General features: G+C 40.8%; 9 protein-coding genes. 6 read left to right on the forward strand and 3 right to left on the reverse strand.

All coding sequences use genetic code 11. The features are described 5' to 3' along the window. Window positions 1-32 precede the first annotated feature (32 nt). Entirely contained in the window at window positions 33-4799 is a 4767-nt protein-coding gene (locus tag ACH784_RS07430) for a hypothetical protein (RefSeq protein WP_404394705.1), read from the forward strand. 245 nt (window positions 4800-5044) lie between these two features. Continuing rightward, window positions 5045-7690, forward strand: a complete 2646-nt coding sequence (gene topA / locus ACH784_RS07435) for a type I DNA topoisomerase (protein WP_404394706.1) — start codon at window positions 5045-5047, stop codon at window positions 7688-7690. A 115-nt stretch (window positions 7691-7805) separates the two neighbouring features. On the opposite strand, the gene ACH784_RS07440 is transcribed toward topA, so the two are convergent. From ACH784_RS07440 to ACH784_RS07450, 3 genes are read right to left on the reverse strand one after another with little or no spacing between them, the layout of a single operon-like run. Beyond that, the gene (locus ACH784_RS07440; protein WP_404394708.1) at window positions 7806-9071 is read right to left on the reverse strand and encodes a hypothetical protein; all 1266 of its coding nucleotides are present in this window, start codon (window positions 9069-9071) and stop codon (window positions 7806-7808) included. Next, window positions 9068-9907 (reverse strand): ABC transporter ATP-binding protein, encoded by an 840-nt coding sequence (locus ACH784_RS07445; RefSeq protein WP_404394709.1) that lies wholly within the window; start codon window positions 9905-9907, stop codon window positions 9068-9070. The genes ACH784_RS07440 and ACH784_RS07445 overlap by 4 nt, the downstream gene beginning before the upstream one ends. A 2-nt stretch (window positions 9908-9909) precedes the next feature. Beyond that, on the reverse strand, window positions 9910-10284 hold the full coding sequence (locus ACH784_RS07450; protein ID WP_404394711.1) for a GntR family transcriptional regulator: 375 nt from the start codon (window positions 10282-10284) through the stop codon (window positions 9910-9912). Between the two features lie 92 nt (window positions 10285-10376). Between ACH784_RS07450 and ACH784_RS07455 the strand changes: the two genes are divergently transcribed. The 4 genes from ACH784_RS07455 to ACH784_RS07470 all read left to right on the forward strand — a co-directional run bounded on the left by ACH784_RS07455 (window position 10377) and on the right by ACH784_RS07470 (window position 14791). Continuing rightward, the gene (locus ACH784_RS07455; RefSeq protein WP_404394712.1) at window positions 10377-11897 is read left to right on the forward strand and encodes an alpha/beta fold hydrolase; all 1521 of its coding nucleotides are present in this window, start codon (window positions 10377-10379) and stop codon (window positions 11895-11897) included. A gap of 3 nt (window positions 11898-11900) precedes the next feature. Then, window positions 11901-12635: an ATP-binding cassette domain-containing protein gene (locus ACH784_RS07460; RefSeq protein WP_404394714.1), complete on the forward strand. Its 735-nt coding sequence runs from the start codon at window positions 11901-11903 to the stop codon at window positions 12633-12635. Further along, window positions 12632-13768: an ABC transporter permease gene (locus ACH784_RS07465; RefSeq protein WP_404394715.1), complete on the forward strand. Its 1137-nt coding sequence runs from the start codon at window positions 12632-12634 to the stop codon at window positions 13766-13768. The genes ACH784_RS07460 and ACH784_RS07465 overlap by 4 nt, the downstream gene beginning before the upstream one ends. Window positions 13769-14026: 258 nt before the next feature. Continuing rightward, complete coding sequence (locus ACH784_RS07470) at window positions 14027-14791, forward strand: class II glutamine amidotransferase (RefSeq protein WP_349286090.1); 765 nt, start codon at window positions 14027-14029, stop codon at window positions 14789-14791. Window positions 14792-14818 lie beyond the last annotated feature (27 nt).

Raw genomic sequence — 14818 nt, forward strand, 5'->3', positions numbered from 1 at the left:
AATAACTTTAATTCAGCTAGGGAGAGAGGTTAATGCCTTTAATGCGCTGGTTTTGCATTTTGCTGTTTTCCTTATTTGTCACTGCTTGTGGTGGCGGTGGAACAATCGATAAAACAGACAATAACTCTGGGGGGAGTACCTCTGGGGATTATGAGTTGTCACTTACCATCATAGAACAAACGAATGAATTGTCTCTTTCAACTCCTTTGACGGTTGAAGCTACATTAAAGAATGATGGCGCCGCCGTTGCCAATACACGTGTTAATTTTACCACTGACGTGTATGCGCGTTTTGTTGGTTCAAGTTCTGTATTGACAGATAGCAATGGTAAAGCGACTGTAAAACTCATGCCGACTAATCAGCAAGGCGCAGGTGCGGTCACAGCCTCAGTTTCTTTATCTGAAAGCACACTCGAAAAAAGCATCGATTACTCAGGTCTAGGTGACGGTGGTTTACGATTGAGCACTTCAGTCATTGATATCGACGGTAAAGAGATCTCGGTTGATAACCCATTAAGCCAATCTCGCAGTGGCTTAGTTAAGGCAGAATTGTTGTTTGATGGCAAGCCGGTTACTGGAGAAACAATAGAGTTCCAGTTGGATACATTGGCTTTCACGAATAATAACGCAAAAGTAGAAACAAACTCTCAAGGTGTTGCATTTTTAGCGATTCAAGCTACGAAAGAAGCAGGTGCTGGCGAAATCATTGTTACTTATGAAAATGAGCAATCTATAGCTAATTTTACTACTCTAGGTAACCCTTATTTTGGTGAGCAAGTATACGAAATTGCTCTTTCGGGTGTGAATGCACTTACTGGCGAAGCTGTTACTAGTTTAAGTGTGGCAACGCCAATCAAATTACAGGCATTTTTAACACTTAATGGCCAAGCATTAAGCAATCAAACTATTGAATTTTCGAGTGACGATGGTGCAGAACTAGATAAAACGTCTGCATTAACGGATGCTGATGGTTTTGCATCTACTACATTAACTGCAAACTCAATCGCTGGAAGTGGTGTTGTAAATGCCGTGTTCTCATCGCAAAGTGGTACTCAAGTTGTATCTAGTTACAACTTTACTTCTTTAGGTGATGGTGGGATTCAAATGAGTATCACCGTGCTTGATAGCGAAGGTAATCCAATTAATGAGTCAAACCCACTGAGTGTTTCAAAACCAGCGATTGTGACAGTTAAGGTGGTAGATGATCAAATTGCAAAATCTGGAGCAATTGTTGAAGTTAATGCAGGGGATCAAGGTACTTTAGACTTCTCAAGCCGTTTAACGCAAGCCAATGGTGAAGCGATGTTTATTCTTAAGCCTAATACAGTAAAAGGGCTTGGAATTATAACGGCGACTTATAAGGGCACAAGTCAAACACCTTCAACAGACAATATTAATGTTCAAAACACTTATTTCTCAATGGGTTTCAGTACAGATAGCATCTCTATTGATATCGCGATTACTGACTCAACAGGTAATGCAATTACTGATGCAAATAGAATCGGTGAGAACAAAGATGCGTTTGTTACAATTTCACTCACAGAGGGCAACACGCCACTTGCTAACAAGTTTATTACCGTTGATGTAGGTCTTAAGGGGGTGACAGTTCCGAGTGATGGTCGCGTGGTAACTGATGCAAATGGACAAGCAAGACTGGTTTTACAGGCAAATACCCAAACGGGTGCTGAAGCACTGACAGCAACCTACAGACATAATGATGATTCAGATGTAGTGGGTGTTCAACCGTACTACACCGATGGCAACCCTAAGTTTGATGTTGACCCCTATAAATTTGTATTTGTAGCTAAAAATGAAAGTGATTCGAGCGTTTCAAACCAACTTTCTGGTACCAACCCTTTAATTTTAGAAGCACAACTTCTTTTCAATAATGCGCCAGTACAAAATAGTCGTGTTAAATTTACCGTTGATGAATTTGCTACGTTGGACCATAAATCAGGTTCCATCTTGACTAACAGCCAAGGTGTCGCAACAGTTCGCTTACTAGATAACGACCTAGAAGGTGCAGGGCGCGCTACCGTGACCTTTGAGAAAGAAGGTGGTGATCTTGTCGCTACACTTGACTTCAATAGTGCAGGTACCGGTGGTATTACCTTAACAGTCGGACAGGTATTAGATGACGCTGGTCAACCAATTACGTCAGCTAACCCTGTCTCAGCGCAAACAAATGGCTTTGTGACGGTTACTCTGACTGAAAATAATCAGCCAATTAATAACGCGTTAATTCTAGTTCAAGGCGATGAAATTGCGACGACTCGCCCGAGTAACGGTAAAATTGCGACGGATGTAAATGGTGAAGCAACATTTGAGTTAGTGCCAACGACAGAAGCTGGTTTAGGTGAGTTTACGGTAACTTACCAACAAACCGCTAATTTGAGCTTTGTACAAACAGCCTTTTTTCACTCTTCAGGTAATCCTAGGGAAGAAACCAGTACTTACGATATTGATGTGCGTATTTTGACAGGTTGTAATGATGATTGGGACGAAAACCGTGCAACTGTAGAGTTAAACCCAGATGACCCAAACACTGGTTGTACTGACTCTAGCCGCATTAGCTCAAATGAGTTAGCAGAAGTATTTGTAAAACTATCTTCAAAACAAAGTGGTACTGCATTAACGCGTGAAATTGTAAATGTTGCAACAACCATTGGCCAAATTTTACCAAGCAGTGGTACAGCATTAACTGATGAATTCGGTGTTGCACTTTTAAAACTACAACCAGGTGATAATGGTGGTGCAGGTACAGTATCTGCAACCTATGATGGTGAAACTAATAGCAGCAATTTCTCTGTTGGAGTAGTGGACTTAGTAATTTCGTTAGATAACGGTTTAGAAGATGGTGTCACTGAGTTAAAAGCAGGTGGCAGCACAGTTATCACAGCAACACTGAGGGATGAAGAGGGAAATCTGTATTTAACCCCAGCTGATGTCAATTTCTCATCAGTGTGTGCAAATAATGGCGAAGCGCAACTTGATGCACAAGTGAAGTCATCTAATGGTGAAGCAACAGCAACATACCGAGCAAATGGTTGTAGTATCACAGATAAAATAACGGCAACCGTTGAGGCTGGTGGTAATAACTTTGTGAACTCAATTGAATTGACAGTGAGCGAATCGCCTGCACAAGCGCTTAAGTTTTTAACAACCAATGAAAACTTTGAGCAGTTTATTGCATTACCTCCAGGTGAAGGTGGGGCACCAACATTATCCGTTGTTGAATTCCAGCTACTTGATGAAGATAAAAACCCGATTAAGCAAAAGCGTATAGACTTCAGGCTTACTGACAGTATTGGCGCTGCAGGTTTAACACAATCTACAAGTAGTACAGATAACGATGGTAAAGCACAAACAACGGTGACTTCAGGTTTGGTGCCGGGTCCTCTCGTTGTTCAAGCGTGTTATATTCCTGATGATTTAATTGACCAAGTAAACGGTACTAACCAACAGGTAACCTGTTGGCCTGATGAATTTGACCGTTGTGATGTTGACCCTAAACCTGATGACTGCCCTGAAGGTGGTTATGTTCTTGTGCCAATTTCGGAGCAAATAACAGGAATTTCTTCGCGTATATTACTGAGTTCAGGTGTAACAGACCAAGATAGTTTTGATGCGGCACCAGTGACTCTCAATCTAAACTCTTTAACGCATGTCGGCGCTACAGTAGATATAAATATTTACTTTGGTGATCAGTTTAATCAGCTGAGCGGTGACGGCGTAACTGCAACTGTGCAATCAGAAACTGGCGTTGTGGGTACATTTGATGGTGAACAATTTAATGAGCTTTATAATTGTCAGAGTACTGATGCGACTTGTACATTAACTTGGCGAAATCAAGGTGATGCACCTTTCTCGGCGAGTGAGTGGCAAAATACTATTGCAGATGTATGTGATACATATTTTGGTAATGCAGCACCTTGTATTGGCACTTATCCAACCACAAAAGATGGTAGAAACATCATCCGAGGTGGCCGAGTAAGCTTCTTAGTGACAGCAAAAGGCCAAGAAACCTTTGTTGATAAGCCAGGTACAAATAACCGTAACGGTCGATTTGATGAAGGTGAATACCACTCTGCATTTGATTTACCTGAAGCATTCTTAGATATCAATGATAATGGTAGCTTCGATGCTAAAACTTGTTTAGAAGGTGATGCTGACGACCCATGTGCACCTGCAAACAGCGATGGTGGACACAACGAGATATTTAGAGATATCAACAACAATGGCATTTATGATGCCGCTGATGGTATCTACAATGGTCTGCTATGTAGTGAAGATGCACAAGCAGCGGGTGCCTGTTCGAAAGATCTTATTGAAGTACGAAAACAGTTTAGTATTGTGATGTCTGGAGACACACCTTATGTACGTTTTGCTGTAGACTCATCTTTTGGTGGTGCTAATTGTGCGTCTCAAGACAACTTGATTCTAGAAGAGTCTCATACCAATGCTTTTTGTGATATTTCTCAGGTGACATTGGGTGATTCAGGTGTTGAGAGTATAACTGTTTATATATTTTATTCAGATATTAATGGAAATCCTTTACCTGCAGGCACTGAAATAGAGATAACCTCTGAAAATGGTAAATTAGAAATCAACGAGTATGACCAAGTCGTTCCTGAGCAATTAGGTAGAGTTACTGATTTCGCCCGAGTGACTTTGAAAAGAGAGACAGAGTCAAATGGTCAAGAAAGTGGAAACCTATCGATTCAATTTACTTTCACGGAACCTGACGGTACTACTAAAGTTAAGTCAAAAACACTGACTGTTCTAGACAGTAACCCTTAAATTTCAATACTCACTTGAAAAAATGCCAACCGAACGGTTGGCATTTTTGTATTGTTTCCATTATATTGCGCAGCTTACTTATTGCTTGATACATTTTTGCTTAAAATTGCAACAAAAACTGTGTAATTAATCATTAATCAGCTAAAACTTTGTATTAAAAGCTTGTAACAATAGGTGTTTGTAGATATACCTATAAATATTCACGCCCGATGGGCATACACCAAGATGAGTCAGAATAGGCAGCTATGGGCAAATCGTTAGTAATTGTAGAGTCACCTGCAAAGGCGAAAACAATTAATAAATACTTAGGCAAAGACTACATTGTTAAATCAAGTGTAGGTCATGTGCGCGACCTTCCGACCTCAGGTGCAGGCAAAACTAAAGGGGTTGCCACCAAGTCTCCGGCAGAAGTAAGAAAAATGTCGCCGGAAGAAAAAGCCATATATAAGAAGAACAAAGATTACGCGAATTTAGTTGCTCGTATGGGTATCGATCCTGAGAAAGGATGGGAACCGCATTACGAAGTACTTCCGGGTAAAGAAAAAGTTGTTCAAGAACTTAAGAAACTTGCAGAAAATGCTGACCATATCTATCTCGCAACCGATTTGGATAGAGAGGGAGAGGCAATTGCTTGGCACCTTGAAGAAATCATTGGTGGTGAGCCTGAAAAATACAAACGCGTTGTTTTCAACGAAATTACCAAAAATGCAATTCAGCAAGCTTTCGAAGCGCCAGGTCAGTTAAATACTGATATGGTTTATGCGCAACAGGCACGTCGTTTCTTAGACCGTGTCGTTGGTTTCATGGTTTCACCTTTATTATGGCAGAAAGTCGCTCGTGGTTTGTCTGCGGGCCGTGTACAGTCAGTTGCAGTAAGACTTCTGGTAGAACGTGAACGTGAAATCAAAGCATTTATTCCAGAAGAGTACTGGGATATTCACGCAGATACGAAAACAAAAGCAGAAGATGTTCGTTTTGCGGTAACAAAATACCAAGGCGAGGCTTTTAAACCGGTTAATGAAAGCCAAGCTATGGCTGCGGTTAAAACTATCGAATCTTCAGCACTAAGTGTTGTAAAGGTAGAAGAAAAGCCAAGTAAGAGTAAGCCAAGCGCGCCATTCATCACATCAACGATGCAGCAGGCTGCAAGTACACGCTTAGGCTATGGCGTTAAGAAAACCATGATGTTGGCCCAGCGCCTTTATGAAGCTGGTTACATTACCTATATGCGTACCGACTCTACCAACCTATCAAATGATGCGGTTGCAATGTGTCGCGACTATATTACCGACAACTTCGGCAATAAATATTTACCTGAAAACCCAATTCGTTATAGCTCTAAAGGCAATGCGCAAGAAGCGCACGAAGCAATTCGACCTTCAGATGTAAATGTTTTATCTGGTCATGTTGAAGGCGTTGATGCTGATGCTAAAAAGCTATATGAGCTAATTTGGCGTCAATTCGTGGCGTGTCAAATGACACCAGCTGAATACGACTTAACAACTATTACGGTTGGTGCGGGTGATTACACGCTAAAAGCACGTGGTCGAGTGCTTCGCTTTGATGGTTGGACTAAAGTACAACCTTCAGTGCGTAAGAAAAATGAAGAAGATCAATCTCTACCAGCGGTAGCGGTGGGCGATAGTGTTGAATTAGTCGCTTTAGATCCTAAACAGCACTTTACTAAACCACCTGCACGTTACTCTGAAGCAAGTTTAGTAAAAGAACTTGAAAAGCGTGGTATTGGTCGTCCGTCTACATATGCTGCAATTATCTCAACCATTCAAGATCGTGGTTATGTACGAGTTGAAAACCGTCGTTTCTTTGCTGAAAAGATGGGTGAAATTGTTACCGATAGACTAGTTGAGAACTTCAATGACTTAATGAACTTCGACTTCACTGCGAAGATGGAAGGGCGTTTAGATGACATTGCTGAAGGTGAACGTGTCTGGACTCAGGTTCTAGATAAGTTTTACGCTGATTTCAAAGAGCAACTAGAAGTAGCTGCTGGTGACGAAGAAAATGGCGGTATGCGTCAAAACGTCATGGTTGAGACTGACATAGACTGTCCGACGTGTAATCGCAAGATGGGTATCAGAACAGCTTCAACAGGGGTGTTCTTAGGCTGTACTGGTTACAACCTACCACCTAAAGAGCGCTGTACAACCACAATGAATTTGGTTTCTGGTGATGAAGCGGTTGCAGCAGATGTAGAAGACGTTGAAACTGAAACCCTGATGCAGATGAAGCGTTGTCCGAAATGTGAAACTGCGATGGATTCATACCTAATTGATGAAACCCGTAAGCTTCATGTTTGTGGTAATAACCCTGGTTGTAGTGGTTATATCGTTGAACAAGGTACGTTTAAGATCAAAGGTTATGATGGCCCCGTTATCGACTGTGATAAGTGTGGCTCAGAGATGCAGCTTAAATCAGGTCGATTTGGCAAGTATTTCGGTTGTACCAACGAAGACTGTAAAAACACGCGTAAACTACTGAAAAGTGGTGAGCCAGCGCCACCTAAAGAAGATCCAGTCCACTTACCAGAACTGCCTTGTGAAAAGTCAGAAGCGTATTTTGTATTACGTGATGGTGCTTCAGGTATCTTCTTAGCGGCACACACATTCCCTAAATCAAGGGAAACACGTGCACCTAAAGTTGCTGAGCTGAAACAGTTCAGAGATAGAATTTCTCCTAAATTCTATTATCTAGCTGATGCACCTGAGAAAGATTCAGAAGGCAATTTAGCGGTTGTTCGCTACTCTCGTAAAACCAAGACTCAGTATGTAATGACTGAAGTGGAAGGTAAAGCGACGGGTTGGAAAGCAACTTATGAAAACGGTAAGTGGGTAGAAGAAGATAAGCCGAAAAAGAAGAAGGCAGCTAAGTAATCTCTTTTATCTTTAAACATATTAAAAGCCCGAACTCTGTTCGGGCTTTTTATTTTTATACCAACCCGCATAATCGAGTGGTATTTCTAATTGGCATGAGTTTATAAGGTAAAATTTAGCTGTCTGTGTATAAATGTTTCGCAGATTTTCTATTAGCGTAAAGCGCAAATAGAAAATAGCCTATCGCGCCCCCTAGATGTGCAAGCTCGAATTCTTTGGTTTCAACCACAATACCTGTAATTGCAAGTACAAAGCCTAGAGTAAAAACCAGTGCGACACTAAAGAAAGCCGACTTTCGACAGAAATTCCCCACAGCAAAGCATATCAATACGCCGCCCGAGTTAGTCAAAGTATAAATCGCTGATAAATAAAAGCTTGGCGATTCAAAGCGGATCAACTCTATAAAACCAACCAGTACTAAAGAGCACAGCAGAATAAAAAAAGCGTATTTTTCGCCAGCTTTTACATAACTTTGTTTCGCCTCACTGACACTACTATAGATTGGCAAAGTGATTAAAGTACTCCAAGCTTGCTGTCTTTGAATACGAGTCCACAAAATCATGAATACCAAAACACACGACAAGTTTGCGAAAATAAACAAGCTAGGTTGTCCAACTACATAAAAATAATTCAGGGTAAATAGCAAAATAAATATGGCGAGTAATAGCGCGGTATACTGCAAAAGAGAACGACCCATAAAATAACTCAAAGGGAAGAAGAATTTATTTAACCCTTGCCCATAACCTTTCATAAAGCTTTTCGGGATTGGAGACCATCCAGACTGAAGTGCGTGCTTGTAATCAATAAGTGCTTGAGGTTGCCATTTGAAAGCAGAGCCAAAACGGTCTCTAAGAAGAATTAAAATGACTGTTACAAAGATTGCCGAACAAGCAAGCCATAAAGGGATATCTTTCAAGATGATAGTTAACCCAATCATGGCGAAAAATACATAGGCGCTTGCATTAAATGTTTTACTCGTTACACGGCACTTCAAATAGAAAGCTGTTCCTAGCAAAGTAGAGATACTTAAAAGCTTTAATGCGTGATACTGCTGAAGTATTAGAGCTGCACATATAAGGATGATATGAGGAACTATGATGATAATATGGCCTTGCGTTACAATATGTTTCGTGTAGCCAGGTACCAACTTATGCCACTCAGTGGCTTGCAGTCGTATGCTTTGCCAAGCAACTGAAGCAAACGCACAAATACTCGTAAAACAAATAGTAAAAGGTAATACCTCTTCTATGTTTTTGATCATGATAAGAACGCTGGCAAAAACGCCTATAAACATGGGTAAGAGGTAATTCAAACTCCCACATTCTTTGAACCAATAAGCATAAAACCCACGGTACCATGCTCTTTTTATTTGATTGCTCATGCGTGCAGCTCCACAAACAACTGTTCGAGTGATAAAGAAGAGATATGTAAAGCATCAGGTATTTGCTCATTTTGGTAACCTGATATTATTGCTGCGTTTGTGGTTTGATGCAGGATATCGAACTGACTTAAATTAATAGTTTGAGTCGGATTAAAGTTCACTTTTCTAATGGAAGATTTTAATTCATCGAGTTCATTAAAGAGCTTAACTTCACCGTCTTTAACAAGCGCTACGTGAGTCGCGACACGTTCAATATCTGACGTGATATGTGTTGAGAAGATCACTCCTGAGCCTGACTCTAGTGATAGATCAAAGAGATCTAACATGAACTCACGTCGAGCGATTGGATCTAAACTTGCCACTGGTTCATCTAAAATAAGTAGTTTAGGTCGATAGGCCATCGCCATAATTAAAGCAAGCGCTTGTCTTTGACCGATAGATAGATTTTCAACCATATCATCAGGATTTAATTCAAATCGTTTTAGCCAGTCTTGCTCTAATGAATTATCCCACTCACAGTAAAAGCTTGAGTGTAAATCTAATGCTTCTCTAATCGAAAAACCTTCGTATCCGAATGCTTGTTGTGGCACATAACCTACTTGAGATTTTAATTCAGTATTTAATTGAGTTGGGTTAGCTCCGAGGGTAAATACTTCACCTGTGTCAATTTCGATGAGCCCTAAGGCACTGCGCAAAAGGGTTGTTTTACCTGCCCCATTTTTGCCAAGTAAACCTACTACCATGCCAGGCTCTATGATTAGGTTAATACTTTTCAACACCATGTTTTGATTAAATATCTTATGAACGTTTTTGTATTCTAAAAGGGCGGTTGTCATTATTATTGCTCCCATCTGTTCGAGAGGATCTCGATTAGTTCATCTATTGATACACCTAGCTGCTTAGCTTGTTGTATTAATTGGTCGGCGCCTTCATGCAATAGAGCATGTCCTTGTTGCATGGATTGAGGTTGTTTTTCGGCTACTCTAGTTGGTTGACCTCTTCGCCTTTCAAGCCAACCCTGATCGACGAGCATGCCGATAGCCCGTGAAACAGTCATAGGATTCACGGTGAAATATTCTGCAATTTTCCTAACGGATGGCAACTCTTCTCCAGCTTGTATTTGGCCACCGACAATTAAACGAACAATTTGCTCGTGCAATTGTTTATAAATTGGATCGCCACTACTGGGGTTGACATTAATAAATTCTAGCATTAATCTGAACTCACTGTATTAATACAATAATACACCAATACACTAAGTTAAAATTACCATAGTGTGTGTAAAAAGCAACAAGGAACTCAATCATGAGCAGAAGTAACAATTCAAAAATAGGGCTTTTTCAGTTAGCGGCTCTGCCACTAATGATGGGGCTTTCTTCTTCAGCTATTGCTGAGCAAGATAACAAAGTAAAACCAGAACTGACGCCGTGCTATGCAAAGGGCTTAGACGATAGATTACTTTGTGGCAGCATTAAACAACCACTTTCAGACAACCCAACTGATGGCGAGATTGATATCCATTTTGCCGTTATTCCTGCCATTAAACCAAGTAAACCAGATGAGGCAGTGCTTGGTTTTGCCGGTGGCCCTGGTCAATCAGCCATGGATTTAGCATTCATTTTTGATAGAAACCTACGTTATGCGCGTGAAACAAGAGACATCCTACTTGTTGACCAGCGTGGTACTGGTAAGTCGATGCAATTACAATGTGAAGGCTCTGATCTAGTTTCTCAATTTGAATTTAATGACTTAACTGAAGATCTAGTCGCTTACAGCAAAGAAGATACGCAAAAGTGCAAAACAAAATTAAATGTTGATTTATCGCATTTTTCTACCGTTGCGGCGGCCAAAGATTTTGAAGCAGTAAGAGAAGCACTCGGGTATAAAGGTCTGCATTTGTATGGCGTGTCATACGGTACACGTATAGCGCAAGAATATACGCGTCAATTCCCAAATTCTGTTATTACCAGCACACTGGATGGTGTTGTACCAATGCAACAAAGCTTAACAGCCATTGGTAAAGCGATTGATGATTCAATGAATGCTCTGCTTGATAGATGTGAAGCTGATGCAAACTGCTCAGCGAATTATCCAAACCTTAAAACAAACTTTTATAAATTACTTGAGCAGGTAGACGATCAAGCAATCGAAACAACAGTACGTCACCCAAGAACGCACAAGAAAATTACATTAGTTCTAACCAAAATGAAGGTGTTCAGTACAATTCGTATGGCTTTATACAGCCATACAACTCGCGCTCTTGTGCCGCTTGCAATAAACGAAGCATTAAATGGAGATTACTCACCGATTGTGGGTCTTTTATCTTCGACAGACATGATGGATAGCATGGCGATGGGTATGCACAGTGCGATTGTGTGCTCAGAAGATTGGCCGAGTCTGACAGATGCATCAAGAGCTGAGCACAGTAAAGCCTATATGGGTCGTATGATGATTGAGGGCTTTGATATTGCTTGCCCAATTTGGGATGCAAAGCCGGTAGATAAGTCATTTTACGAACCAGTTAAAACCGATATTCCAACACTTTTATTATCTGGTGGTTTAGATCCAGCAACGCCAGCAAGTTGGGCTGAAATGGCAATGGTAGAGATGAGTAATGCTAAACACCTTGTCGCACCAACTGCGACGCATGGCGTTGTATCTCAAACTTGTGCTGCCAACATTGTTGGTAAGTTTATTGACTCAAAAGGCACTGAAGAATTAGAAACAACGTGTTTAGAGAAAGACAGTCGTAAACAGTTTTTTATGAACTTAAACGGTGTTGCATTAAATGCTAAAAGTGCAACTGAATCGAATGATAAGGAGTAAGCTATGATTTCTGTAAATAATCTTGAAAAGAAAATCGGTTCAGTTAAAGCAATGAATAACCTAAGCTTTACTGCTCAAAATGGCAAAATAACCGGTTTATTAGGTCCAAACGGTGCAGGTAAAACCACCTGTTTACGCACAGTTTTTGGTCTATTAAAAGCTGACAGCGGCAATGCTGAGATTGATGGTATTGATGTCGCAAAAGATCCTATGGCTGCAAAACAAAAGTTGGGTTTATTTCCAGATCCATGTGGTTTATATGAGCGTTTAACACCGCGCGAATATATTCAGTTTTATGCCGAACTCAGCGGCATGGAAACAGAAGCTGCAAAAGCTGCGACCCAAGATGTATTAAGCAAGTTAAAAATGGATGATATCGCCGACAGACGATGCCAAGGCTTTTCGCAAGGCCAGCATATGAAAACGGCACTGGCGCAAGCAATAGTGCACAAACCAACGAATATTATTCTAGATGAGCCAACACGTGGTTTAGATGTTATGAGCACGCGTATTCTTCGTGAGTTATTACTCATGCTGAAAGAGCAGGGACACTGTGTGCTGTTCTCAAGCCATGTAATGCAAGAAGTGGCAGCGCTGTGCGACCATGTTGTGGTGATGGCGAAAGGTCAGGTAGTCGCCGAAGGGTCTCCTGCAGAATTATGTGAACGCACAGGAAAAGAAAGTCTAGAAGAAGCGTTTATTGAATTAATAGGTAGTGATGAGGGGATTGCAGCATGATGAACTTACTGTCAGTTTTATTTAAAAAAGAAGTATTAGATGCAAGCCGTGATAAACGCTCAGTCATGGCAGGCTTATATTATGCTATCGGTACTCCCATTTTAATGTGTTTATTATTCTCTGTGATGCTAAAGCAATTTGCCTCACCAGAAGACTTAAAAATCACCATTAAAAATGCAGAGCAAGCCCCTAATCTTGTTCAGTACCTAGAGAGTAAAGAAATTGTTCATGGTACAGGCGAGGACGTTAAAGAAATCGTACTAGAGATTAGCGATGAATACGCTGAAAAAATGTCTGAAGGGCGACCAGCAACAGTCACCGTGATCGCAGATAAATCGAATGATAAGTTACGTAAATCAATCACTCGATTAGAACTGGCGCTTGGACGCTATAACGCTGAAGTAGCTAGTTTACGTTTATTGGCCAGAGGTGTTGACCCAACGCTTATGCGTGCCGTCGATGTGCAAGTACACGACCAAGCGACACCAGACTCTAAAGGCGGTATGTTCTTAGGTATTGCGACATTGTCTATTGTTCTTACTCTGTTCTATGCTGCAATGAACCTTGCAATTGACACCAGTGCGGGTGAGCGTGAGCGTAATTCTATCGCATTATTGTTAAGCCACCCAATTAGCACTTTACAAATTGTACTAGCGAAATCAGGCGCCATTGCAACATTCTCAATGTTAGGCCTTGCACTAATCCTAGTGGTATCAAAGTTTGCTTATGGCATGGTGCCTTGGGAGCAACTTGGTTTTAGTGTGAATTTAAGCATTGAATTTATGTTGTTCTGTTTTGTGATTGGTTTACCGATTGCACTGATGTCAGCAAGCCTACAAGTGTTTGTGTCTTTCATGGCGAAGTCTTTCAAAGAAGCGCAGACCTACGTCACTATGGTGTTATTTGTACCAATGGCACTGAGCATGGTGACAACTTATGATATTGCGACAGACGTTGTTCAATGGCTACCAATCGCAGCGCAGCAATATGCCATGATTGAGTTTATTAAAGGCAATGACATTCCTGTGGCTCAGCTAGCTTTATCAACGCTTATTACGCTTGCTCTATTTGGTATCTTTAGCTACCTAAGCAGCCGTATGCTAAAAAGTGAAAAAGTAGTATTCGGTTTATAATCAGTTAATAAAATCTACCAACCAGCCCCATACTTTATGGGGCTTTTTTTATATGTTCGAACAATTGCTTCTATAAACCTTACTTTTCTTAGTGTTATCCGTATTCGAATACTGTCATAATATGCTCTGTTTTATATTGTTAAAACGAAAAGAATAGTGAAGCGCTCACATCACTTAAATACTCAATGTGAGACTAAAACTGTGACCAGCAAGCATTTTCTTTATCGCGTTATATTGATTTAAAAGGGTTTTATATAAATGTGTGAACTTTTGGGCATGTCTGCCAACGTTCCTACGGATATTTGTTTTAGTTTTTCAGGACTTTTAGAGCGCGGAGGCAATACTGGTCCTCATAAAGATGGTTGGGGCATTACATTTTACGAGGGTAAAGGCTGTCGCACCTTTAAAGATCCAGAGCCAAGTTGTACATCTGAAATTGCGAAACTAGTCAAAGCTTACCCGATTAAAAGTGTTTCGGTAATAAGCCATATTCGTCAGGGCAATCGTGGTCGTACATGTTTAGAGAATACCCACCCATTTACCCGTGAGCTCTGGGGCCGTGAAATTACGTATGCACACAATGGTCAGCTTTCAAATTACCAAGATTTAAAACCAGAATTTTATAAACCTGTTGGTAATACCGATAGTGAACTGGCATTTTGTTGGATTTTAGACAAAATCCGCGAGAAATATCCAAAACGTCCTTCGAATATGGCGTCGGTGTTTCGCTATGCTGCCAAGCTCGCTAACGAATTAAGAGAGAAGGGCGTCTTCAACATGCTACTGACAGATGGTGTGTTTGTTTTGGCTTTTTGCACAAATAATTTGCATTGGATCACCCGAAGAGCACCATTTGGAAAAGCGACATTAATTGATGCGGATATGGTTGTTGATTTTCAGCAAGAAACTACACCAAATGATGTGGTTACTGTGATTGCAACTCGCCCACTTACTAACGATGAGCAATGGCAAAAGATGGAACCTGGCGAATTTGCCTTGTTTAAGTTAGGCGAGAAAATTTAGCATTTTTCTGTGTAAAAAAGCAAAAAG

Origin of the sequence: Pseudoalteromonas phenolica (assembly GCF_044788725.1) — a bacterium.
Taxonomy (GTDB): domain Bacteria; phylum Pseudomonadota; class Gammaproteobacteria; order Enterobacterales; family Alteromonadaceae; genus Pseudoalteromonas; species Pseudoalteromonas phenolica_C.

Bases quoted from the DNA above. Each gene is read 5' to 3' on its own strand.
- ACH784_RS07470 (WP_349286090.1), top strand. From the start codon at position 14,027: ATGTGTGAACTTTTGGGCATGTCTGCCAACGTTCCTACGGATATTTGT.
- topA (WP_404394706.1), top strand. From the start codon at position 5,045: ATGGGCAAATCGTTAGTAATTGTAGAGTCACCTGCAAAGGCGAAAACA.
- ACH784_RS07465 (WP_404394715.1), top strand. From the start codon at position 12,632: ATGATGAACTTACTGTCAGTTTTATTTAAAAAAGAAGTATTAGATGCA.
- ACH784_RS07455 (WP_404394712.1), top strand. From the start codon at position 10,377: ATGAGCAGAAGTAACAATTCAAAAATAGGGCTTTTTCAGTTAGCGGCT.
- ACH784_RS07430 (WP_404394705.1), top strand. From the start codon at position 33: ATGCCTTTAATGCGCTGGTTTTGCATTTTGCTGTTTTCCTTATTTGTC.
- ACH784_RS07460 (WP_404394714.1), top strand. From the start codon at position 11,901: ATGATTTCTGTAAATAATCTTGAAAAGAAAATCGGTTCAGTTAAAGCA.
- ACH784_RS07440 (WP_404394708.1), bottom strand. From the start codon at position 9,071: ATGAGCAATCAAATAAAAAGAGCATGGTACCGTGGGTTTTATGCTTAT.
- ACH784_RS07445 (WP_404394709.1), bottom strand. From the start codon at position 9,907: ATGACAACCGCCCTTTTAGAATACAAAAACGTTCATAAGATATTTAAT.
- ACH784_RS07450 (WP_404394711.1), bottom strand. From the start codon at position 10,284: ATGCTAGAATTTATTAATGTCAACCCCAGTAGTGGCGATCCAATTTAT.